The sequence below is a fragment of the Protofrankia sp. Cas8 genome, assembly GCF_963555845.1.
In the GTDB taxonomy this organism is placed as follows: Bacteria; Actinomycetota; Actinomycetes; order Frankiales; family Frankiaceae; genus Protofrankia.
In genome coordinates this window covers 1-19,338 of the sequence record NZ_CAUVXI010000095.1, presented here as the reverse complement: position 1 = coordinate 19,338, position 19,338 = coordinate 1, and the positions used below count along the sequence as shown (strand labels likewise).

General features: G+C 67.5%; 26 protein-coding genes and 1 pseudogene. 17 read left to right on the top strand and 10 right to left on the bottom strand.

Annotation, left to right across the window (positions count from 1 at the left end):
* Positions 1-16: 16 nt before the first annotated feature.
* Both U9977_RS15040 and U9977_RS15035 read right to left on the bottom strand, forming a co-directional pair.
* Positions 17-1,249, bottom strand: a complete 1,233-nt coding sequence (locus U9977_RS15040) for a cytochrome P450 (protein ID WP_322749883.1) — start codon at positions 1,247-1,249, stop codon at positions 17-19.
* 49 nt (positions 1,250-1,298) lie between these two features.
* Positions 1,299-2,555 (bottom strand): cytochrome P450, encoded by a 1,257-nt coding sequence (locus tag U9977_RS15035; RefSeq protein WP_322749882.1) that lies wholly within the window; start codon positions 2,553-2,555, stop codon positions 1,299-1,301.
* 225 nt (positions 2,556-2,780) lie between these two features.
* Here U9977_RS15035 and U9977_RS15030 point away from each other — a divergent pair, with 225 nt between their 5' ends.
* From U9977_RS15030 to U9977_RS15010, 6 genes and pseudogenes are all read left to right on the top strand, one after another.
* Positions 2,781-4,334 (top strand): MFS transporter, encoded by a 1,554-nt coding sequence (locus U9977_RS15030; RefSeq protein ID WP_322749881.1) that lies wholly within the window; start codon positions 2,781-2,783, stop codon positions 4,332-4,334.
* Positions 4,335-4,516: 182 nt separating this feature from the next.
* On the top strand, positions 4,517-6,070 hold the full coding sequence (locus U9977_RS15025) for a GMC family oxidoreductase (protein ID WP_322749880.1): 1,554 nt from the start codon (positions 4,517-4,519) through the stop codon (positions 6,068-6,070).
* Positions 6,071-6,190: 120 nt separating this feature from the next.
* Positions 6,191-7,435 (top strand): MFS transporter, encoded by a 1,245-nt coding sequence (locus U9977_RS15020; protein WP_322749879.1) that lies wholly within the window; start codon positions 6,191-6,193, stop codon positions 7,433-7,435.
* A 424-nt stretch (positions 7,436-7,859) separates the two neighbouring features.
* Positions 7,860-8,987 carry a substrate-binding domain-containing protein gene (locus U9977_RS15015; RefSeq protein WP_322749878.1) on the top strand — a complete coding sequence of 376 codons (1,128 nt, stop codon included), beginning with the start codon at positions 7,860-7,862 and terminating at the stop codon, positions 8,985-8,987.
* A 300-nt stretch (positions 8,988-9,287) separates the two neighbouring features.
* Positions 9,288-9,356, top strand: a pseudogene (locus U9977_RS27045) (type II toxin-antitoxin system prevent-host-death family antitoxin); the annotation flags it as partial.
* A gap of 52 nt (positions 9,357-9,408) precedes the next feature.
* Entirely contained in the window at positions 9,409-9,795 is a 387-nt protein-coding gene (locus U9977_RS15010; RefSeq protein WP_322749877.1) for a type II toxin-antitoxin system VapC family toxin, read from the top strand.
* Between the two features lie 89 nt (positions 9,796-9,884).
* Here U9977_RS15010 and U9977_RS15005 read toward each other — a convergent pair whose 3' ends face one another.
* A complete protein-coding gene (locus tag U9977_RS15005; protein WP_322749876.1) occupies positions 9,885-10,403 on the bottom strand; it encodes a GNAT family N-acetyltransferase in 519 nt (172 codons plus the stop codon).
* Positions 10,400-10,645: a UTRA domain-containing protein gene (locus U9977_RS15000; RefSeq protein WP_322749875.1), complete on the bottom strand. Its 246-nt coding sequence runs from the start codon at positions 10,643-10,645 to the stop codon at positions 10,400-10,402. Before U9977_RS15000 ends, U9977_RS15005 begins: the two co-directional genes overlap by 4 nt.
* A 34-nt stretch (positions 10,646-10,679) precedes the next feature.
* On the opposite strand from U9977_RS15000, the gene U9977_RS14995 reads away from it, so the two are divergent.
* The 7 genes from U9977_RS14995 (at position 10,680) to U9977_RS14965 (ending at position 13,404) form a co-directional block, all read left to right on the top strand.
* Complete coding sequence (locus U9977_RS14995) at positions 10,680-10,826, top strand: hypothetical protein (RefSeq protein ID WP_322749874.1); 147 nt, start codon at positions 10,680-10,682, stop codon at positions 10,824-10,826.
* Positions 10,827-10,929: 103 nt separating this feature from the next.
* Entirely contained in the window at positions 10,930-11,289 is a 360-nt protein-coding gene (locus tag U9977_RS14990; protein WP_416210623.1) for a type II toxin-antitoxin system RelE/ParE family toxin, read from the top strand.
* Positions 11,282-11,581, top strand: a complete 300-nt coding sequence (locus tag U9977_RS14985) for a helix-turn-helix transcriptional regulator (protein ID WP_322749872.1) — start codon at positions 11,282-11,284, stop codon at positions 11,579-11,581. The genes U9977_RS14990 and U9977_RS14985 overlap by 8 nt, the downstream gene beginning before the upstream one ends.
* A gap of 190 nt (positions 11,582-11,771) precedes the next feature.
* Positions 11,772-12,059 (top strand): hypothetical protein, encoded by a 288-nt coding sequence (locus U9977_RS14980; RefSeq protein ID WP_322749871.1) that lies wholly within the window; start codon positions 11,772-11,774, stop codon positions 12,057-12,059.
* Positions 12,041-12,439, top strand: a complete 399-nt coding sequence (locus U9977_RS14975) for a PIN domain-containing protein (RefSeq protein ID WP_322749870.1) — start codon at positions 12,041-12,043, stop codon at positions 12,437-12,439. The genes U9977_RS14980 and U9977_RS14975 overlap by 19 nt, the downstream gene beginning before the upstream one ends.
* A gap of 285 nt (positions 12,440-12,724) precedes the next feature.
* Positions 12,725-12,979: a type II toxin-antitoxin system prevent-host-death family antitoxin gene (locus U9977_RS14970; RefSeq protein WP_322749869.1), complete on the top strand. Its 255-nt coding sequence runs from the start codon at positions 12,725-12,727 to the stop codon at positions 12,977-12,979.
* Entirely contained in the window at positions 12,976-13,404 is a 429-nt protein-coding gene (locus tag U9977_RS14965) for a type II toxin-antitoxin system VapC family toxin (RefSeq protein WP_322749868.1), read from the top strand. Before U9977_RS14970 ends, U9977_RS14965 begins: the two co-directional genes overlap by 4 nt.
* 181 nt (positions 13,405-13,585) lie before the next feature.
* On the opposite strand, the gene U9977_RS14960 is transcribed toward U9977_RS14965, so the two are convergent.
* Genes U9977_RS14960 through U9977_RS27040 form a run of 3 tightly spaced genes read right to left on the bottom strand, consistent with a single transcriptional unit; the run spans position 13,586 to position 14,553 of the window.
* Positions 13,586-13,981, bottom strand: a complete 396-nt coding sequence (locus U9977_RS14960; protein WP_322749867.1) for a type II toxin-antitoxin system VapC family toxin — start codon at positions 13,979-13,981, stop codon at positions 13,586-13,588.
* A complete protein-coding gene (locus U9977_RS14955; protein ID WP_322749866.1) occupies positions 13,978-14,256 on the bottom strand; it encodes a hypothetical protein in 279 nt (92 codons plus the stop codon). Before U9977_RS14955 ends, U9977_RS14960 begins: the two co-directional genes overlap by 4 nt.
* Before the next feature lie 15 nt (positions 14,257-14,271).
* The gene (locus tag U9977_RS27040) at positions 14,272-14,553 is read right to left on the bottom strand and encodes an ADP-ribosylglycohydrolase family protein (RefSeq protein WP_416210622.1); all 282 of its coding nucleotides are present in this window, start codon (positions 14,551-14,553) and stop codon (positions 14,272-14,274) included.
* Between the two features lie 135 nt (positions 14,554-14,688).
* Here U9977_RS27040 and U9977_RS14950 point away from each other — a divergent pair, with 135 nt between their 5' ends.
* Together U9977_RS14950 and U9977_RS14945 are read left to right on the top strand one after the other, a co-directional pair.
* Positions 14,689-14,955, top strand: a complete 267-nt coding sequence (locus U9977_RS14950; protein WP_322749865.1) for a type II toxin-antitoxin system Phd/YefM family antitoxin — start codon at positions 14,689-14,691, stop codon at positions 14,953-14,955.
* Complete coding sequence (locus tag U9977_RS14945) at positions 14,952-15,230, top strand: type II toxin-antitoxin system RelE/ParE family toxin (protein WP_322749864.1); 279 nt, start codon at positions 14,952-14,954, stop codon at positions 15,228-15,230. Before U9977_RS14950 ends, U9977_RS14945 begins: the two co-directional genes overlap by 4 nt.
* 69 nt (positions 15,231-15,299) lie before the next feature.
* Here the strand turns inward: U9977_RS14945 and U9977_RS14940 are convergent, their stop codons facing one another.
* Complete coding sequence (locus U9977_RS14940) at positions 15,300-15,455, bottom strand: hypothetical protein (protein ID WP_322749863.1); 156 nt, start codon at positions 15,453-15,455, stop codon at positions 15,300-15,302.
* 112 nt (positions 15,456-15,567) lie between these two features.
* Between U9977_RS14940 and U9977_RS14935 the strand changes: the two genes are divergently transcribed.
* Both U9977_RS14935 and U9977_RS14930 read left to right on the top strand, forming a co-directional pair.
* Positions 15,568-15,846, top strand: coding sequence for a hypothetical protein (locus U9977_RS14935; RefSeq protein ID WP_322749862.1), 279 nt, complete (start codon positions 15,568-15,570; stop codon positions 15,844-15,846).
* Between the two features lie 48 nt (positions 15,847-15,894).
* Positions 15,895-17,346, top strand: coding sequence for an HNH endonuclease signature motif containing protein (locus tag U9977_RS14930; RefSeq protein ID WP_322749861.1), 1,452 nt, complete (start codon positions 15,895-15,897; stop codon positions 17,344-17,346).
* A gap of 45 nt (positions 17,347-17,391) precedes the next feature.
* Here U9977_RS14930 and U9977_RS14925 read toward each other — a convergent pair whose 3' ends face one another.
* Positions 17,392-18,771 carry a nickel/cobalt transporter gene (locus tag U9977_RS14925; RefSeq protein WP_322749860.1) on the bottom strand — a complete coding sequence of 460 codons (1,380 nt, stop codon included), beginning with the start codon at positions 18,769-18,771 and terminating at the stop codon, positions 17,392-17,394.
* A partial coding sequence (locus tag U9977_RS14920; protein ID WP_322749859.1) for a DUF3500 domain-containing protein occupies positions 18,768-19,338 on the bottom strand: 571 nt, incomplete at its 5' end. The genes U9977_RS14925 and U9977_RS14920, both read right to left, overlap by 4 nt.

The window sequence follows — 19,338 nt, the reverse complement described above, 5'->3', positions numbered from 1 at the left end:
CGCCGGGCGTCAGGGGTCAGTCCGCGGAAAGGTCGAGCGGGAGCGATGTCACCCCTCGGTGGATGAGGCTGGGCAGATAGGTGAGGGTGTCGGTGGCCAGGGACAGGCCGGGGGCCCGCGCGATGAGCGTGCGGATCGCGGTTTCCGCCTCCATCCGGGCCAGCGGCGCTCCCAGGCAGTAGTGCAGACCGAGGCTGAAGCCCAGATGGCGGCGAGGGGCCGGGGCAGCCGCGTACCGGGTGATGTCGAAACGGTCGGGATCGGTGAAGACGGCCGGGTCCCGGCCGGCGGAGGCCATCAGGACGATCACGCCGTCACCGCGGGCGAAGGTGTGCCCGGCCACGGTCGTCTCGGTGAGCGCGACCCGCATCGTGAACTGGGTGGGCGTGTCGTAGCGAAGCATCTCCTCGACGGCCGCAGGGGTGAGCTCCGGCCGTTCGCGCAGCAGAGCGAGCTGGTCGGGATTGCGCAGCAGAGCGATCATTCCGTTACCGATGAGGTTGATACTCGTCTCCATGCCCGCGACCAGCAGGAGCACGCAGATGCCCAGCACCTCGGCCGCGGTCAGGACCTCGCCCTGTTCCTCCACCCCGACGAGCATGCTCAGCAGGTCGTCGGTGGGGTGCGCCCGCCGCTGCCCGATCAGGGCGTGCAGGTAGGCGACGACCTCCTGGCCGGCTTTGCTCCGGTCGGCGACGTCGTGGGCTGACAACAGGTCGTCCGGGTCGGTGCCACGGGCGATCGCCAGCTCCCAGTTCCGCAGCGCCGGCCGGTCCTGTTCGGGGACGCCCAGCAGCCGACCACCGACCATGGTGACGGCCAGCGGTGCGGACAGGTCCCGGATGACGTCGATCTCGCCGGCCTCGAGCGCGGCATCGACCAGCCGGCCCACCAGTTCGTCGATCATCGGCGCGAGACTTGCGACCATGCGGGCGCTGAAGGCCTTGTTGACCAGCCTGCGCAGCCGCCGGTGATCGGGAGGGTCCATCCGGATGAAGGAGCCGGGCAGGGATGCAGCCTGGTCCCAGAAGGGGCTCAGCCCGTCCTCGTGGCCGTGGCCCCAGTCCTGGCTTCCCAGGATCGCAGCACAGTCGTCGTACCGGCTGACCAACGCGACCGGGACGTCGTGAAGGAAGAGCGGGGACAGCCCGGCCGCCTCGCGGACCCGCTGGTAGCTCGGGTACGGGTCGGCCCGGTTGGCAGGATCGAACCCGTCGAACTCGACGTGACTGGGACTCACCGTGGTCATTCCCTGCTCCTTGTCGTTCAGGCAAGCCGTTCGAGCCGGATTCAGGCGCTCAGGCGCTCAGGCGCACGGGAAGTTCCGACATGCCGCGGACCACGAGGTTCGGGCGGTACGGAGGTGGATCAGCCAACAACGTGAACGCGGACACCCGCGCGGCGATGGCGCGCAGCGCTACTTCCACCTCCAGGCGCACCAGGGACGCGCCGATGCAGTAGTGCAGTCCGAGGCCGAAGGCCAGGTGGCGGTTCACCCGTCCCCGTTGGGCATATCGGGTCAGATCCAGGCGATCGGGGTCGGTGAACGCCTGCGGGTCACGGTTGGCCGACCCGAGGATCAGGATGAGACTGTCCCCAGAGGCGAACGTGCGTCCGGAGACGGTGATCTCCTGGCGGGCCGTACGGGTTGTCAGCTGCGCGGGAGCGTCATAGCGCAGCATCTCGTCCACCGCCGGCAAGGCGAGGTCCGGCTGCTGACGCAGGAGCTCGAACTGGTCGGGATGGCGGATGAGCGCGAGAATCCCGTTACTGATCAGGTTGACCGTGGTCTCGTGCCCGGCGACGACCAGCACGAGCAGCGTGCCGAGCATCTCCGCAGCCGTGAGCCGGTCGTCTTCGGCCTCAACCTGGGCCAACGCGCTGATGAGATCCTGACGGGGCCGGGCCCGGCGCTCCGCCACCAGAGCACCGAAGAAGTCCAGGAACTCGCCGACGGCGGCCGTCCGGTTCGCGAGCTCGTCGGTGGACATCAGGACGTCGGGATCGAGACCACGGGCGATCCCGGCCGACATCCGCCGGATGGCCGCGTGCTCGCTTTCGGGCACGCCGAGAAGCTCGCACACCATGGTCAACGGCAGCGGGTAGGCGAACGCCTCGACGAGGTCCACCTCGCCGGCGGCCAACGCCTTGTCGAGCAGGTCGGCCACGACCCGCTCCGCGTGCCCGCGCATCCCCTCGATCCTGCGGGGGGTGAACGCCTTGCTCACCAGCCCCCGCAGCCGCGTGTGGTCCGGGGGCTCCATCCAGAGGAAGGATCCGGGCAGCTCCACGTCGCTGTCCGGGTGGAGCAGCTCGGACTCCTCGGCGTGGCTCCAGGCCGGATTCTGCAAGATGGCGTCGCATTCGGCGTAGCCCGGTACAAGGTGTGGGCCGAGCAGCCCCGGGACAAACGGACCGGCAGCGCGCAGAACGTCATAACTGCGGTACGGGTCGTGCCGCCATGCGGGCGTGAAAGCGTCGATGACAGCGTGCTGAACGCTGGTGGTTTCTTCGACCGCGGCAGCGGTGATGTGCCGAGTGCCGGCGAGGTCCACGTGCAACTCCGTTCGGTGAGGAGAACCGGCGGTGTAGCCAGCGGTGTAGCCAATCGACCGGGCGTGCGCAGGTGGCACCCGCGAAGGACACGCGTCATGCTGGATCCCACCGACGTCGGACGTCAAGATTCGCCGGTCGGGTTCTATCGGCTGATTGGATGTGTCAACGCGGTTGTTCAAACAGCCGCCACCCGTTCAAACAACCGCCGTCCGGTGGTCGCGTTCATGACGTTGGTGGAGGATGGGGCCACGGATATCAACCTTCGTTACGCTTCGCCGGCCGGACGCTGGGTGCTGCTCGCCACGGTGCTCGGGTCGAGCATCGCCGCGCTCGACGCCACCGTCGTCAACATCGCCCTCCCCCGGATCGGCGCGGACCTCGACACCGGCCTGGCAGGGCTGCAATGGACGGTTAACGCCTACACCCTCACCCTTGCCGGCTTTCTCCTGCTGGGCGGCTCGCTCGGTGACAGCTACGGCCGGCGCCGGGTGTTCCTCATCGGTGTGCTGTGGTTCGCCGCCGCCTCGCTGCTGTGTGCGGTCGCCCCGACGGCCAGCCTGCTGATCGCGGCCCGGGCACTCCAGGGGTTCGGTGGCGCTCTGCTGACCCCCGGCAGTCTGGCGATCATTGAAGCGAGCTTCCATCCCGACGACCGTTCGGCGGCGATCGGTGCCTGGTCGGGTCTGGGTGGCGTTGCCATCGCCATCGGCCCGTTTCTCGGGGGCTGGCTGGTCCAGGCCGTCTCCTGGCGGCTGATCTTCCTGATCAACCTTCCGCTCGCCGCCGTCGTGGTCTGGGTGTCGGTGCGCCATGTGCCCGAAACCCGTAATCCCGCTCCGGCCGCCGGCCTCGACCTGCCCGGGGCGCTCCTGGCAGCGCTGGGCCTGGCCGGCGTGATCTACGCGCTCACCGAGGGCAGCACGCTGGGCTGGGGATCCCCGGCCGTGCTCGTCACCGGTATCGGCGGGGCCGCGGCGCTGGTGGCGATGGTCGTGGTGGAGGCACGCAGCCCCCATCCGATGCTGCCGCTGGAGATCTTCTCCTCCCGCCAGTTCAGCGCCGCCAACCTGGTGACGTTCGTCGTCTACGGCGCGCTGGGGGGCTCGATCTTCCTGCTTCCGGTCGTCCTGCAGAAGGTCGCCGGGTTCTCGCCCATAGCGGCAGGAGCCGCCCTGCTGCCGGTCACGATCCTGATGCTGACCCTGTCGGCCCGGGCCGGCCGCCTCGCCCAGCGCATCGGGCCCCGCCTGCCTATGACCGTCGGCCCCATCGTCGCCGGTACCGGCCTGGCGTTGCTCACCCGTGTCGACACCGGGAGCACCTACCTCGGTACCGTGCTGCCGGCGATGACCGTGTTCGGGCTGGGGCTGTCGCTGACGGTGGCGCCGCTGACGTCCACCGTCCTCGCCGCCGCCAGCGACACACACGCGGGGGTGGCCTCCGCGGTCAACAACGACGTCTCCCGGGTGGCCGGCCTCGTCGCGGTGGCCGCTCTGCCCGTCGTCGCGGGCATCTCCGCGAGCGCCTACGCCAACCCCGACGAGCTGGCAGCCGGTTTCCACACCGCCATGTGGATCACAGCGGGGATGTGCGTGACCGGGGGCCTGCTCGCCTTCCTCACGATCCGCCGGCCGGCCCCCGCGCGGCGGCCCGCCGTCGACATCCACCGCTGCCCCCTGGAGGCGGCGCCGTTGTGCGGCCCGGACGAATCCCGGGCGCCCGCGCTGCGCTACACCGCAGCCGGGACGGACGGGCCAGCCGAGCCAGCCGCAGGGTGATGAGCCACGACGGGCAGTAAACGACGACGGGCCGTGAACGTCATCCCGATCGGGTGAGTACGACGGCGGCGAAACCGCCTAGCGTTGTACCGCACAGCGCCGCCTGTCTTCATCCAACCGCTCGGCGGCCCGCAACATAAATCGATCCACATAAATCGATCCACTATAAAGGAGAATGAGCGGTGCCCGAACGCTATGACGTCATCATCGTCGGGACCGGCGCGGGCGGCGGGACGCTCGCGCACACACTCGCCCTCTCAGGCAAAAAGATTCTGCTGCTGGAACGGGGCGACTATCTGCCGCGGGAAATGGGGAACTGGGATCCCGAGGAGGTGTTCGTCGACGGCCGGTATATTTCCGCCGAAACCTGGTACGACGCCGACGGCAAGGCGTTTCAGCCGCAGGTTCACTATTTCGTGGGGGGTGCCACCAAGCTGTACGGGGCGGCGCTCTACCGACTGCGGCCACAGGATTTCTCCACGGTGCGTCATGTTGACGGCGTTTCGCCGTCCTGGCCGCTGTCCTACGACGACTTCGAACCGTGGTACACGAGGGCGGAGTGGCTCTACCAGGTTCATGGAAACCACGGTGATGATCCCACCGAAGGCCATTGGAGCAAAGAGTACCCCTGGCCGGCGGTCTCCCATGAACCACGGCTGCAACAGATCTTCGATGATCTGAAAACCGGTGGATACCAGCCCTTCCACGCGCCGTGCGGAATCCTGCTCGACGAGACGGACCGGGCGAAAAGCGCATGTATCCGCTGTGCGTGGTGCGACGGGTATCCGTGTCTGGTGCACGCCAAGTCCGATGCGGAGGTGATCGCGGTGCGGCCGCTGCTGGACCAACCGCATGTCACGCTCCTGGTCAACGCCGAGGTCATCAGGCTGGAGACCGACCCGACCGGCCGCACCGTTACCGGTGTCGTCGTGTCCCGCAACGGCGGTCGCGAGGTCTACGAGGCCGACATCGTGGCCCTTTGCGCCGGCGCCGCTAACAGCGCCAAAATCCTGCTCGCCTCGGCCGATGACTCCCACCCCCACGGGCTCGCGAACGGCTCGGACCAGGTCGGCCGAAACTACATGTTCCACAATTCCAAGGCCGTGGTCGCCCTCTCCGACGAGCCCAATGAGACGGTCTTCCAGAAGACCCTCGGACTGAACGATTTCTACTTCGGCAGCGATGACTACCCGTGGCCAGCCGGCAGCATCCAGATGGTGGGCAAGTCGAACGCGGCGGCCATGCGCGGCGAAGAACCCACGCTCACCAGGCTGGCCCCGAAACGGAGCCTGGAAGAGACGGCCAGGCACGCCGTCGACTTCTGGCTGAGCACCGAGGACATCCCCCGCCCGGAAAACCGGATCACCCTGGCGCCCGACGGCAACGTCCGCCTCGCCTACACCTCGACCAACAACGACGAGGCCGGTCACCTGTACCACCAGGTGAAGAAGATTCTCAATCACATCGGCATGTCCGCGCACCACGTGCTCCGGAAGAACTTCTACATGTCCATGAACATCGAGATAGCCGGTGTCGCGCACCAGGCCGGCAGCGCCCGGTTCGGCACCGATCCCGCGACGTCGGTGCTCGACGTGAACTGCAAGGCCCATGAACTCGACAATCTCTACGTCGTCGACACCAGCTTCTTTCCCAGCATCGGCGCGGTGAATCCGGCACTCACCGCCATGGCCAACGCCATCCGAGTCGGCGAGCACCTGTGTGAGCGGATGCAGTAACGCGGGCGACCGGGCAAGAACCGGTACCGGACGGATACCGGATGGCGATGGCGATGGCGATGGCGATGGCGATGGCGATGGCGATGGCGATGGCGATGGCGATGGCGATGGCGAGGATACATGGCCAGCAGGACCGAAACGACCGTCATCTACGCGGCCGGTGCCGCGCAGGGCATTACGCTGGTGACCTTTCCCGCCGCGAGCGCCATCTTCACCGACCCGGACAGATACGACCTGTCGAGCACCCAGTACGGGAGCATGTTCCTCCCGCAGGTCGTCACGGCCGTCACCGCCGCGCTGCTGGGTGCGCGCCTGGGCCGGCGTTTCGGCACGAAGCGGGTGTATCTGGCCGGCCTGTGCGCCGGTCTGGTATCCATGACGCTACTCGTCCTCAGCCAGCTGTTCACCGCGGAACAGTCCGTCGCCTACGGAATGCTGCTGCTGGCGACGGCGAGTCTGGGCGCCGGATTCGGCCTCACGGTACCCGCCCTGAACACGTTCACCGCCGCGTTTCACCCCCGGGCCGTCGACGCGTCCATTCTCACGCTCAACGCCCTTCTCGGTCTCGGCACGATGCTCGCCCCGGTGTTCGTCGCCGTGTTCGTCGGCCTGGGCCTGTGGTGGGGCCTCCCGCTGATGTCGGCCATCCTGCTCGCAATTCTTCTGGTGATAAGCCTGCGCCTCCCCCTGCGGGCGCAGACGCGCGAGGCCGCCGAAGGCGCCGGGGCCACCCGGGTCGGGGCTGGCTTGCCCGCCCGGCTGTGGGTCTACGCGGCGTTCGCGGTCGTCTACGGTCTGTGCGAAACGGTCAACGGCAACTGGGCTCAACTGGACATGACCGGTGAGCTGGGTGCGTCAACCACTGTGGCCTCGCTCGCCCTCACCGCGTTCTGGGCCGCTGTCACCGGTGGGCGGGTGGCGTTCGCGGCCATCCAACGCTGGTTCCCGGCCCGGTGGGCATACCACCTGCTGCCCTTCGTTCTCGCCGGTGCCTTTGTGATCATTTCTGTGCTCCCGGCGGACGCGCCGGCCCTGGGTGTGATCGCGTTCGGGCTGGCCGGCCTCGGGTGCTCGGCGCTGCTGCCACTCACGATCAGCTTCGGTCAGGAGGAACTCACCGCCATCCCGGCGACGGTGTCGGGTACCGTCATTGCCTGCTACCAGCTCGGCTACGGCATCGCCGCCTTCGGCGTCGGTCCCCTGCACGCACACGGCATCAGCCTGGCCACCGTGTTTAGCGCCACCGCCGCTGTCGCCGTCGCCATGGGACTGCTGTCGTTCGCTGTGGCGCGGCTTCGACCGAGCCCGGCCGCCATCCACCCGCGACCCGACCCCGCGATCGCCGCCCGCCTCCGATACAAATGATCAAACCTGGCCGTTGACCCGCTGGACGCGATTCACGCATTGTGGCAGGCGCGCAGAGTGACCGATTGGCCCTCGTCGAACACCTCCTTACACCGAGCGAAGCCGTTGGTAAACGCCACGAAACCGGATTCGGACACGGTAGCCGACCGCGACCGACTGTTGTCCGAGAAAATGAACCATCGTTCTTTCTCATTCATCAAGCGTTCACCTGTAGAAGTCGGGCAGTCCATGTTTCCTTATTTTTTCCGTAGGGAAAGTACTGAATCCTCCTCGAATGCGGATCGAGTCACGAGGACTCGTCCTTAGATGCGGAACATGTCACGAGGACTCGTCCTTGGATGCGGAACATGTCACGAGGACTCGTCCTTGGATGCGGAACGAGTCACGAGGACTCGTCGTGCGCCGCGCCTAGATGGAGGAAAATATGCGATACAGTCGGAAGGTCACCATGCCGGTGGCCGCCGCTGGCGCCGTGCTGGCGATATTGGCTGGCGCGATGGGGCCGGCGTTCGCCGAACCGCCGGCCGGGGTGACCCCGGCGGCCGGCGATATCGTCGGCGTCGGCGCGGAAGCCACCGAGATGGTGACGAACAACTACGCGACGGCCTACAACGCCACCAACCCGGCGCACAAGGTGTATGGCTGGGACGCCGTCGGTTCGTCTCCGATCGTCACCAAGGCCGGCTGCCCCGGCATCTCGCGGCCCAACGGGACGAACGCGGGACTGACCGCGCTGAACAACGACCCGGCCGCGTACAACCAGCCCGGAGTGTGCGTCGACTTCGTCCGCGGCAACCGGTACCCGGACGCGACCCGCGCGACCGACATCGACAAGACCTTCATCGCCTACGGCAAGGACCTTGTGACCTGGGCTGCGATACCGGTGAGCCCGAAGCAGACGCCGCGCAACCTCACCACGGCGCAGCTCAAGGCGATCTACCTGTGCACGCTGACCGACTGGCACGTCGTCAACCCCCTCCTGCCGAGCCACGTGATCGAGCCCTACCTGCCGCAGTCCGGGGCCGCCATCCGCAGCACGTTCCTCAGAGCGATAAACAACAACAGCGACGCCAACGGCGTGAACCCGGAACTGACCCCCGGCGCATGCGTGCGCCAGCCCGCCACGCTCCAGCAGAACAGCGGCGTCAGCCTGCAGGCGTACCTGCAGGCCGGTGACACGATCGGTGCCGCGCTGGTGCCCTACTCCGCCGGGAACTGGGTCGCCCAGTCGCGCGGCACCGTCGCGGACCCCCGCAACGGCATGACCGTTCGCGAGATCGACGGCAGCGCCGCCACGATCCCGGACGTCGCGCAGGGCGTCGCTGGGCCGTACTCCCTGAACCCAGACGGGAAGTTCAAGCGGCTGCTGTTCAACGTCGTCAAGAACCAGCCCGGCAGCACCGGACTTGACAAGATCTGGTCACAGTACGTACCTATGTTCGGCAAGAACGGGTACATCTGCACCCACCCGCTCACCGCCAAGGACGGCTACATCTCCCTGCCTACGTCGGGGACAGGGATGCTCTGCGGTACCAAGCTCGGCATTTCCTGACCATCGCGGCATGCCGGAGCCGGTGGCTGGGCGCGCGCCCAGCCACCGGCTCTGATCACTCGGCTCCGATCACCCGACTCCGATCGTTCGTCGAGCTCGCCGCCGCGCTGGATGGGCCACTGACCGCGATCAGGCAGGCGTTCATCAAGATCAAATCTAGGTGAAATGGCGTCAACAGCGTTGACTACGGTATTCGTCACGATAACGGCCCGATACTCGACTCCATGTCAGCTTCGGTCCTGCCGCAGACGCCCCGATTCACTGGTGGCTACCCTATCCATGATCATTGTAGCCACTTGAATCCTTGCCGATGTACGAGCCGGCCACACGATAACCATCACCGATCATGGACGACCGATCGCCCGTATCGTGCCCGTGCACCAACCGACAGTTCTCGAACAACTCATCGCCGAGGGACTGATTGAACCCGCTCGCACCAGGACGCGCAGCCAGCCGGCTCTGGGAGAAATCCGATCACGTCGTCTCGCCGCGGCTGCTCTCCATCGAGACAGCCGCGGCCCTCGCCCAGGCCAAGCGGATGCGGCGGATTGACGAGACAACCCACGGCGAGACGATGACGTCCCTGGACCGGCCGTTCAGCGCCCTTGATGTGGTTACGGTGAACGACCGTCTCGTCCGCAGGGCCGCGATCCTCGCTCACGATCTGGGACTACGAGGTTACGACGCGGTCCACTACGCGGCAGCCGAACAACTGGCATCACCGGAGCTGGTCGTCGCCACCGGAGGCAGGATCCTCCTACAAGCCTGCCGTGAACTCGGCATGGCAACCGTCGACACAAGCGGTTAATGACCCAGGTACCGCAGTGTGGGCGCGGCCTTGCTCCTGAAAACACTTGAAGCCGCGATGACCACCCCGTCGCCAATCAACCGCCGCATTCAGGGGCCGTTTCGACTATCGCCGCCTCCGAGTCCGGCAGGCCGTTGGAACAAGCTCTCAGTACCGATCTCGTCGGTCACATCTCGTACATGGGTCCAGCCGCAATCCAGGTAGTACTGACAGAGGCCCACGTTGGCCGTCACACAGTCCAGCCGCACCCACGCTCTGCCAGCTATTGCCGTCCGTTCTGCGGCCCAGTCGAGCAGACGTTCACCGATCTTTCGTCCCGCCCAGCGACGCCGGACGGCCATGCGATGCACGTATACCGCGTCGTGGTCCGAGGAGCTCCAAAAATACTCGTCGTCCCAGTCAATCGCGATTGTGGCGACGGGATCGCCGTCGAGCCGAGCGAGGTACATCTCGCCCCGCTCGATCCGTTCAGCGACGTCTGTGGCGGGAAATCCGTGTTCCGGCCGCTGCCGGATGCCACGGCTGGCGAGCCAGCGTGCCGCTTCGGCGAGGATGTCAACCGCCGCGTCCAAGTCCTCCGGGCCGGCTCGGCGGATCTCCAGCTTCACTTGCGCTCCTCGGCGCGGTCTCGCGCGGAGATGTCGCCGAGCTCGTAGAGCAGGACATTGCGGTCCGCGGGCTGCAGCTCGCGAGCCAGACAGACCACGCGGTCGGTGGTCCAAGCGATGCGCTGAAAAACGATCACCGGGACGCCTGCGGGCAGTTCGAACTGCCGAGCCTCCTCCGGGGAAGGCATGCACGCCCAGATCTCATCCACGTGGCCTACCTCGATTATGCCGACAGCGGCCATCGCTCGCACCGTGCCCTGCGGGATGTCGTGGGGGGTGAGCAGGCCGGCCCGCGCCGCCTTCGACATCCCGGACGAAGAACGTGCGGTGTGCCTGGTCGGCGGCTGGTGGCCCTACAAGGACATCGCCGCCATCCACCCGCGACCCGACCCCACGATCGCGGCCCGCCCCCACTACAAATGATCAAAACCTGACCGTGGGCCGTGGGCCGTGCCCTCGCCGAGCAAGGCGTCGCGGCAGCGGACGTCATACGAACCGCCGCCGGGCATGCTATAGCGTCACTGCTATACCTTGGGGTACCGTCGAGTTGGAGCCGGAGGTCCGGGACTGGCTGGAGCAGTTGCCCACAGCGCACTTTGCTACGGCGGCGTTCTATATCGATCTACTGGCTGAGCAGGGGCCGTTGTTGGGTGAGCCCTACACACGGCAACTCGACGGCAAGCTCCGGGAGTTGCGGTTCCACGTAGACCGACAGGCGGTCCGGGTCACGTACTGGCTTGCCTCGGGGCGACGGGTGGTGCTGTTGACGATGTTCGTCAAGACCCGGATGCGGGAGGTCGGAGAGGTCGCCCGGGCCAGGCGAGCCCTAGCACGCTGCCTGGCCGAGGAGCACACCCTAGACGAGGAGGACGGGGCCAGTGACTGAGCGGATCGAATGGGCGCAGCTGCGGGACCGGCGGATGAACGAGCCTGGCGCGCAGGAGGCTTACCAGGCCACCCGGCTGGCGTTCGAACTCGGCCGTGGTGTCCGCCAGTTGCGCCAGCAGCGAGGCTGGAGCCAGACCGAGCTCGCGCGGGCGGCTGGCATGACACAGTCAGCGGTGGCGCGGTTCGAGGCCGGCGGCACGGTGCCTACCCTGCCTGTTCTCGACCGGCTCGCTGATGCTCTCGACGCAGACCTGGTCGTCCGGGTTACGCCCCGGTCTCACCTCGCGTAGCCCGCCGGACGCCGTCGCCGCCCCTGCGCTCCCTGAACCTGCCGCGGTTCTCGCCCATGATCTGGGGCTGTGGGGTTACGACGCGAACCGCTTTTCCAGCGCCCCACGTCCGGCACGACCAACGGTTCCCTTCTCCATGCAGGCGTGACAACGGTAGGAAGGTGTTCCTACCGCGCGCTATGGTGAGGCCATGACCGTACGGAAGCTGTCGATCTCGGTGCCGCCTGAGATCGAAGAGACGATCAGAGCTGCGGCTGCCGACGAGGGCAAGCCGGTGTCGACGTGGCTTGCCGAGGCTGCCGTCGAGAAGGCTCACATCGCCGCCCTGCACGCGGCAGGCCGCGCAGCCGCGCAGGAGATGGTGGCCGAGTACGAAAGCGAGCACGGCACGCTGCCCGAGGGGTCCCGGCAACGCGCCCGCGAGTTCCTGATGGAGGCCGGGCTGCTCGACGACGAACCATGGCGGGCAGCCGGGTAGTGCGCACGATCGTCTACGACACCGGCGCCCTGTTGGCCGCCGAACGGCGCAATCCCGATTTCCTCGCCCTGCACGACGAACTGACCGCCGCTCGCATCCGCCCGATCGTGCCGGTGGTGGTCCTTGCCCAAGCCTGGCGTGGCGGTCCCCAGCACCAGGTCTCCCGCGTCCTCAAGGGCTGCGACATCCGCCCCGATGACACGTCAACCGGTCGCGCCGCCGGTGTCGCCTGCGGCGCCGGCGGGACCGCCGATGTCGTGGACGCGATCGTCGTCGCGACCGCCGTCCGGTACCAGGCCTCGGTGGTCACCAGCGATCCCGATGATCTGAATCACCTCGCCGACTCCATCGGTGTCAAGCTCCGGCTCTTCACCGTCTGACCAACCGCGAGGGCCACGTCACCACCCGGCTGTCGGCGCGATTGTGGCGATTGGATCGCCGCTTCCACAAGATCAAATCAGGGTGAAGTGCCGTCAACAGCGTTGACTACGATATTCGTCACGATAACGACCAGGTACTCGACTGCGTGTCAGTTTCGGTTCCGCCGTAGACGTCCAGATCCGCCAGTGGCTACCCTAACCATGGTCATTATGGCCACTTGAGTCCGTGTCGCTGGAGCCAAAGCCACCGGAGCCAAGGCGGCTGGAGTCAGCGGAGCGCCACACGTGAACGTTGGTATTCGGGAGTTGCGGGACGGCCTGAGCCATCACCTTGCCGATGTGCGAGCCGGTCACACGATAACCATCACCGATCATGGACGGCCGATCGCCCGTATCGTGCCCGTGCACCAGCCGACAGTTCTCGAACAACTCATCGCTGAGGGGCTGATCGAACCTGCTCGTACCAGGACGCGTAGCCAGCCGAGCCCGGTCCACGCGACAGGTTCGGTGAGCGAGCTGGTCAACGACCAGCAACGATGATCTGCTACTTCGACACGTCGGCGTTCATACCACTGCTGATCTCCGAATCGGGCACACTTCAGGCCAGCCGACTCTGGGAGAAATCCGATCATGTCGTCTCGTCGCGGCTGCTCTACGTCGAGACAGCCGCAGCCCTCGCCCAGGCCAAACGGATGCGACGGATTGACGACACAACGCACAGCGAAGCGATGACGTCCCTGGAGCAGCTGTTCAGCGCGTTCGACGTGGTTACGGTGGACGACCGTCTCATTCGCAGGGCCGCGATCCTCGCTCACGATCTGGGACTGCGAGAGTACGACGCGGTCCACTGCGCGGCAGCCGAACAGCTGGCGTCACCGGAGCTGGTCGTCGCCGCCGGGAACAGGATGCTCCTGCAAGCCTGCCGTGAACTCGGCATGGCAACGGTCGACACAAGCGGTTCATGACCCAGCCGCTCAGTGTGGACGGGACCTTACTCCTTGAGGCCGCCGACCCTTGGAGCCTCCGAACGCGCGACAAGAGCCACAATCACGTACTCCCTTGCTGCTGGCCGCCGGAGTCCAGTCGCGCAGTCGCGCACCGCAAGATCCTCAGCGGCGGCGCGGCAACCCGCGAGAACACGCTTCGCTACCCCACCAGGTGCACGGCGCAGAACGGCGTCGCGGCCTTTGCCAACCGGCCGTCCGACGTCACCAACGTGAGGTCCCGAGCCTCCGCGAGAGCGACATACGCCGCGTCGTAGGCACTAATACCGAAACGCAGTTGCCACATGCGCGGCAGGAGAAGGTCGACAGGTACATGGTCGACGCCGAGCTGAGAGAGCCGCGTGACGGTACGGCGCGCCAGGTCGTCACTGATCTTCTTGCCGAGCGCGAGCCCTCGCACAACGGAGAACACCTCGACCTGCCAGTGTTCGGGCGCGGCCCACTCGGCGTCACGTTCCAGGGCCTCCCGTGCCCCTCGGCCACGGTCGTCGGCGTAAACAAGCGCGTTCGCCAGAACGGAGGCATCGACGACGATCATTCGACCTCGCTGGCCCCGGACGGCTGGCCACCACGTTCGGGGCGGGCGGTCGCCAGAACCTGCGCGGCGTCCGGAGCCGCGGCGTCCGCACCGTCTCCTGCCGCCAGCTCCCGCTCGACGGCGGCCAGGATCCCCTGGTTCCGCGCGAACCGGGCTTGGCGCGTGAGCAGTCCAAGCAGGAAACCCTGGAGGGACTGGCCCTGCTGCCGGGCATATGCACCCAGCGCGTCTCGGACGTCTTCCGGCACCTCGCGGATTGTCACAGCAACAGGCATGCATGCATTATGCCTTCATAACGCAGGCACGATCAAGCGAAGGACGCTTACCGTCCCCACAAGATCAAAGCACGACGCGGCGACCAACGCCGCGGCCTGGGCTTCCCGGCCGGCGTGGGTGGCCCGGGTCAATTCAACTGCCGAAATGCGGCGCGGTTCGGCAGCCCGGGGCGGGGTGGACCAGCCGACCGGCAGAACGCGCATGGGGCCGCCGTTGGTGTTGCCTGCGTCCGGCAGTTGACCGGTGCGTCGGAACCGGCCGATCGCCGCCCGGGTGGACGGGCCGAGGCCGGGTATCCCGTCGGCACGGTCGCTTACTCAGCAGATCATCGGGTGCGAGCCGTGTCCACGCGCCCGAGGCAACGCAATCAGGTTCACCCGCAGCAGATTAGGAGGGTGACGCCGAACAGCCCAGGGGCCACAATTGTGGCCATGACGATCGAGTCGCTCCGCACCGTCCGCGACCACCTGTCCGAGTTCGTCGACCGGGTCGAGGGGCAGCACGAACGGATCGTGCTGACCCGCAACGGCCACGCCGCCGCCGTACTGATCAGCCCCGAAGACCTCGCCCAGATGGAAGAAACCATCGACGTCCTACGCGACCCGCAGGCACTGGCAGACATCCGCGAAGCCGACCAGGCATACGCCGGCGGCGACGTCCTGCGCGGCACCGCGGCCGTACGCGACCTGCTCAGGTGAACGACACCGACTACGAGCTCGTCCTCACCCCACCCGCCCCACGCGCCCTCACCAACCAGCTACCCGAGGCCGTCGCCACCGCCGCCGTCGAATTCCTCACCACCGCGTTGGTCACCGCCCCCCACAGAGTCGGAAAACCCCTGCGCTTCGACCTCGAAGGAATCTGGGCTGCCCGACGAGGCACCTACCGCATCCTCTACAGAATCAACGAAGACAAACACGAAGTCGTCGTCCTCCGTGTCGAGCACCGCCGAGACGCCTACCGACCACTGTGACCTGCAACGCAAGCCCTCGAACGCTCCCGACCAGCACCTGCGCCGCAGGCCGCGACAACGTGGCGAATCTCAGCCGTTCCGACCGGATTCCGTCGTCTCGATGGCCGCGCCCTTTCGCAGGACGTCCCGCTCCGCCCACAGCCGTCGGTTCTCGTCACGGATCCGGTCCAGCTCCTCCCGTTCCGCGTCCGTGAGCCCGCCCGCCCGGACCTCGCCCGCGCCCACAGCCGAGTCCGCCGTCGCGGGAGGGCCGCCCCTACCTGGACGTGGTCACGATGTCGTCGCACACGAACGCCCCAACCATCGGGTAGCCGCTCTACGGCCGTCCTCACCACTGATGACGCCGACCTACCCCTACATCCTCATGAGGAATGACGCTCAACAGTTGACCGCTGCCCGCGCCGAACGTGGCCGGATCGAAGCGGAGATCGCCGGGTTGGAGGACAACGCCGACAGCCTGTCGGAGAAGACCGCCACGTGGGGGGTGGCCCGGGTGGACAGGGCGATGGCCCCGATCCTGCGTCGGATCGGCGAGCTACGCGCCGAGCTGGCCGGTCGAGCAGCCGGACACCACAGTGGTAAAAACCGTACAAAGCATGGCAATTTTTGCACCTAATGCGAACAAATGTTCGACTTTGGCGGCATGTCGGGTTATCGTTGATCCATGCAGAGCGCCACCGCCACCGCCGGCCCGGGCCGGGAGCATCCGCTGCTCACCGGGCTGAACGCGGTCGCCACCGGCGTGGACGCCCTGGCCGAAGCGACAGTCTGGTCGCTGTCGGACGCCGACCTGCTCACCGCGTTGGATGACGGCGAACGACTCCTGGCCACGATGGCGGCACTGCGGCTGCGGCTGGTCCGCGACGCCGACGGCCGCGACCTCGCCGCCGGCCAGGGTGCGACCAGCACCGCCGCGCTGCTACGACACCGGCTGCGGCTACGCCCCGGTGACGCGCGGATGCTCGTCGAACTCGCCGCCGCCCTGCACGGGCCACAGGCCGCGACCGGGCAGGCCCTGACCGCCGGGAACATTTCCGCCGAACAGGCGTGGGCGATCGTCCGGACGATCCGCGGGCTACCCGCGGGTACCCCGACGGCGACCGTCGGGGACGCGCAGACGTTCCTACTCACCCAGGCCGAACTGTTCGACCCGGCGGAACTGACCCGCCTGGGCGCGTTCCTGATCACCCAGCTGGCCGATCAGAACCCGGCACCGGAACGGGACAAAGACCCAGCCGACGTGCGGGAGTTGTGGCTGACCGACACCGGGACGGGCACCACCCGGATCCGCGGCACCCTGGACGCCGAGGCCGCCGCGATGCTGCGAGCGGCGCTGGACCCGCTGACCGCACCCCGCCCCGCCAACCCCGACGGGGCGGCCAACCCCGGCAGTCCTGGCGCAGACAACGCCGGCACCGCGGCCAGTGCCGACAGCACGGGCACTGCGGGCGGTACGGCCAGCGCGGCTGGCACCGGCGGCGAGGTACGGGACCGCCGCTCCCCGGCCCGGCGCCGCGCCGACGCCCTCATCGAACTGATCGCCCGCGCCCTGCACACCGACACCCTGCCCACCCACGGCGGCTACCGCCCCCACGTCACCGTCCTGGCACCCCTACCCGCCCTCCTCGGCGAACCCGGCGCGCCACCCGCGGACAACGGCTGGGGCCTCCCCCTACCCGCCGCCGTCCTCGCCCGGCTGTGCTGCGACGCCGAACTCGTCCGCCTCCTGCTCGACCCCACCGGCGTGCCGTTGGACGTCGGCCGCACCCAACGGATCGTGCCCCCCGCCCTACGCCGCGCCCTGATCGCCCGCGACCGCTGCTGCACCTACCCCGGCTGCGACCGGCCACCCGGCTGGTGCGAAGCCCACCACATCATCGAATGGTCCCACGGCGGCCGCACCGCCCTGAACAACCTCGTACTGACCTGCGGCCAGCATCACCGAACACTCCACCACAGCGACTGGCAGGTACGCATCGCTGGTGACGGTGTTCCCGAGTGGATTCCCCCGGGATGGATCGACCCGACCCGCACCCCCCGACGGAACCCCTTCCGCCGCACCCTCCACAACACACGGGACGACCCCGGCGAAGATCTCTTCGGAAGCGTTCCCTGACACCAACCGGTAGCGGGAAGCGACCGCCTGATTCTCCCCGGCGGGCTAGCCCATGAGTCCAGTTACCCCGTTGAACGTCATGGTCAGGCCGAGGACGGTCACGACGGCCGCAGACAAGACCGGCAACCATGCGATGAGCGGCCTGCTGCCGGGACGCCGGAACCTGTCCAGCGTCGCGCGGGCACTCACCAGGATCAGACCTAAGCCGACGAGGACCGCAGCCAGGCCGACGCTGAAGGCGACGACCATCGTCAGGCCCAGTACCGTGCGGTTGAGGCCGATGGCCAGCAGGAGAACACTCAGCGCTTCGGGGCACGGGATGATCCCGCCCGACACGCCCATGGCGGCGATGCCACGCAATGTCGAGGGCAGCACCGGTGGGGCATGCTGGTGGTGAACCGTGGGGCCGTGCTCGTGGTCGTGCGCGCCGCGGTGGCGCAAGCGGCGAACGACCAGTCGCACTCCGAGGATGAGCACGACGATCCCGGTCGTGACTTCCAGGCTCGGCACAAGGACGCCGGGAACGATGAAGCGTCCCGCAGTCAGGACCAGTACGCCGAGCACGACCACAGCGGAGGTATGTGTGACGGTGACGACCGCCCCGAGGGTGACCGCCTGCCTGGGTGTGCTCCGGGAGCCGACCAGGTAGGAGGCAAGAAGAGCCTTGCCATGACCGGGCGTCAGGGCGTGAAAGGCTCCGAGCAGGGCGCTGGTGGCAATCAATGCCAGCAGCGCCCAGGGTGATCGCAGCGGCGTACGCAGCGCGCGTAGCATCGTCGCCCCGTTCGACACCTCTCGTTTGCTGGTGGTCGCCAGCGCCGGGTGATCAGGCGAAGGGGCAGCTGACGTGATACCGACCTGGGCGAGCGCGAGGGTGATCGTCCGTCCCTCGTCCGCATGTGTGATGGTGTCCAGGTTCGCAGGGTCGGCGCCTGCGACCAGGACGTCCATCTGCACCGTCGTGCGGCCGGGACTGTACCCGTCGGTGAGGACGACATATCGGCTGCCGGGCGCCAGACCGGCACTCAGTTCGATGGTCACGGCGCCACCAGCCGCAGCGGGCAGATCATAGGCCGGATATGTGCGCCTGGTGACCGTCAGCGGGACGGCCTGGCCGTCCACTCGCAGCTGGAGAGTCGACGTCACGAGGTCCACATGCGCAGCCGTCTCGCCCGCGCTGATCGTCTGGTTGCCATCGGTGTCGATGGCCCGAGCGAAGGCCGGCGCGACGAGCACTCCCGGGGTGAGGTCGAGTTGTACCGCCAGCCGGGAGCTGGTGGGCGTCAGGTACGCCTGTTGGAGGACCTCGTCGGTCGGGTGCGCCTGGGCGGGTATCGCGACCAGGACCGACCCGGTGGCCGTCAGCAGAAACACTGCCGCCCACCGAGCCAGGTGCCGAGCAAGCGTCACGAACTCAGATGTCACGAACTAAGACCGGCGCCGTAGTCGTTACCGGGTTCGCGGTAGATCGAGTGGATGTGCGTGATCCCGCCGGCATTGGCGCCGCCACCCTGCTGGTGGGCGAACTCGATGATGAAGGTCGGGCCCTGCACCCGGTAATAGATCGGTTGACCGAGCGTGGTCGATCCGTACCAGGCGAACGTCGTCTGGTCGAGGTCCTTCTTCACCGCTGCCAGCTTGGCGGCCGCCTGCTCCGCGTTCAACGGGGTGATCCACTCGTCCACCAGGTCAAGAAGCAGGGTCTTCTGCGCGTCGGTGAAGGTGGACGCCTTGACTCCTTCGGCTACCAGGGTCTTTCCGTCCTGCCCGGCCCCCAGCACGATCTCCTTTGTGGCCGTCGTCAGGACAGCGGCTTTGAGCTGCGTCGCGTCCAGCGAGTCGACGACCGCGAACGCCTTCTTCGTCTCGCCGCTCAACGGTTCGACATCGCTGCCGGCCGCGGTGTAGGACGCCGGTTGGGCGCCCCACAGGGTCGGGGCAAGCGTCATCGCGTTCCCGGCCATCGTGACGTTGAAGGCCAGGTGGTGGCCG